Annotated in this window: 2 protein-coding genes and 1 pseudogene; all 3 read right to left on the bottom strand. The window is 36.0% G+C overall.

Features of this window, described 5'->3' with window-relative positions; translation table 11 throughout:
- Positions 1 to 24: 24 nt before the first annotated feature.
- The gene (locus U473_RS08590) at positions 25 to 1,398 is read right to left on the bottom strand and encodes an RsmF rRNA methyltransferase first C-terminal domain-containing protein (protein ID WP_068725354.1); all 1,374 of its coding nucleotides are present in this window, start codon (positions 1,396 to 1,398) and stop codon (positions 25 to 27) included.
- A 32-nt stretch (positions 1,399 to 1,430) separates the two neighbouring features.
- Entirely contained in the window at positions 1,431 to 1,715 is a 285-nt protein-coding gene (locus U473_RS15225) for a YitT family protein (RefSeq protein ID WP_235589152.1), read from the bottom strand.
- Positions 1,701 to 2,284 (bottom strand): annotated as a pseudogene (locus tag U473_RS08585) (YitT family protein); the annotation flags it as partial. The pseudogene U473_RS08585 and the gene U473_RS15225, both read right to left, overlap by 15 nt.
- Positions 2,285 to 2,338 lie beyond the last annotated feature (54 nt).

Below are 2,338 nucleotides of genomic sequence, written 5' to 3'. Positions count from 1 at the left end.
TTTTTTATAATGTCAAATGATTACTTACTTCCATCTTAATCCTTTTGGATAATGATTTTTTAACTGATGATTAGAAATTTTACCCCAGCCTAATGGGTAAGCATCGATCGTTACCAAAGTCCAGCCTGTCTGATTGGATTCTACTTGAAGTGTCTCTCCACGCAAATACTTTTCCGCCTGTTCTAAATTTAAAGGTAGGAACTGCCTTACATGATTTTTCGATAAAGCCATGGCTAAAGCATGACTTGGTTCAAATCTTTTTTTCTTTAATTCTCCTAAATGGAGACCTAATCGCTCCACTTTGATTCCTTTTAAATCTGGAAGACCATCAGGTACAAGATAAAGATGATCTCCAAAAGAGTGAAAAATCCCTTCAGCAACCTCGCTCAAATGTTCCTTAGCAAATGAACGATAATATTGAACGGCTTCTGGTAAAGATTTAACTTTCATCGGCTTAAATGTGGCTTCTACTGTTGATTCTTTTTTACGTAGTTTCGCAATGAAATGACCTTCTCCCTGAATGTGGTGTGGCCATAAGCGAAGGGTAAATTGAAGCTTAGATGAATCGTCATTTTCAACCCATTTTGGTTCACCACTTTTAAATAAACCTGCTAAAGTATCAGGGATTGGTTCAATTTCAAATTGAGGGTATTTATCAATAAACCTTGCAATCGTACCTTCGTTTTCTTCTGGAGCAAAGGTACAAGTTGAATATACCAATGTACCACCTGGTTTTAGCATTTTCTGTGCTTCATCTAAAATGTCTTGTTGACGAATAGCGCAATATTGGACGTGTGATTCAGACCATTCCGCAATCGCTTCAGGATTTTTACGAAACATTCCTTCGCCAGAGCATGGGGCATCTACTAGGATACGATCAAAGTATTCTGGAAAGATCTTGGCTAAATGATTTGGAGATTCATTGGTAACGAGAATATGTTTTGCACCAAATCTCTCCAAGTTTTCTGATAAAGCCTTTACTCGTGTTGGATGAATTTCATTGGCTACTAGCAACCCTTTATCTTTCATTTTGGTGACAATATGTGTTGACTTCCCACCAGGAGCAGCACTTAGATCTAAGATTTTTTCACCAGGCTGTGGATCTAAAACCTCTGTAACAGCCATTGCACTAGGTTCTTGAATATAGTATAAACCAGCGGCATGGTATGGATGTTTACCAGGTCGATCTTCTTCTTGATAATAAAAGCCTTCCGCTGTCCAAGGAACGACTTGAAGATGGAAGGGTGAGAGAGATAAGAATTGGTCCGTGGTTAATTTTAAAGTATTTACTCTTAATCCCTGTGTATGTGATTGTTCGTAGGTTTTGATAAAAGATTCATAATCTTTATTTAAATACTGTTTCATTCTTGATTTAAATGTTTCTGGTAACTGATGCATAAAGAATTCTCCAATCTATATGAATAAACTATTTAATGGATGGATTTTTTTTGGAATCTACCACCCATGACATCGTTAACATGTTCAATCGCAACAAAGGCATTAGGATCTATTTCTTCAATGATCGATTTCAACTTTGCCACCTCTAGTCTTGTGACAATTACGTATAATAATTCCTTGTCCTCTTTAGTATAGCCACCTTTTCCATATATGTGTGTAACTCCACGGCCAAGTCTAGCAATTATCTTTTCGGCAATCAAATCAGGCTGATCGGAAATAATCGTAACAGACTTTGACTCATCAAGGCCAGCGATCACAATATCAATCGTTTTAAAGGCAATAAAATAAGCAACTAAAGAATACATCGCACTTTCCCAGGTAAAGACAATCCCAGCCCCAGTCATGATAAAAATATTAAAAAACATCACAATTTCACCAACAGAAAAACCAAAACGTTTATTTGCTAAAATTGCAATGATCTCTGTTCCATCTAAGGATCCTCCGTTTCTAATAATGAGACCTACACCAATACCTAGGATAATCCCACCAAAAATAGTAGCTAGAAACATATCTCCTGTTATCACATCAAATTGATGGACAAATGAGACAAAGATGGACAAAAAGCCAACTGAAATAAGTGTAGTGATTGCGAATGTTTTTCCAATCTGATTGTAGCCAACAAACAAAAAAGGAATATTTAATATGACAATAAAAAACCAAGCGGATAATTTGTCAGTTCGCTTAAGATAATCGATAATCCAATAATGCCACCATCAATTATTTGATTGGGAATGAGAAATGTTTCCAATCCTATAGCAACAAAAAAAGTACCCAAAATGATAAATAAATAGCGTTTGAACCATTTTCTTAAAACTTTTCCTTTCATGATCATCCCCCTTTTAAATTCCTTTATTTGTTAAAGTGAACTACCCGCCACCTA

This window comes from Tepidibacillus decaturensis, assembly GCF_001561915.1.
GTDB lineage: Bacteria > Bacillota > Bacilli > Tepidibacillales > Tepidibacillaceae > Tepidibacillus_B > Tepidibacillus_B infernus.
Note: the sequence above shows the minus strand (reverse complement) of the source record. Positions and strands in the feature narration are given on the sequence as shown.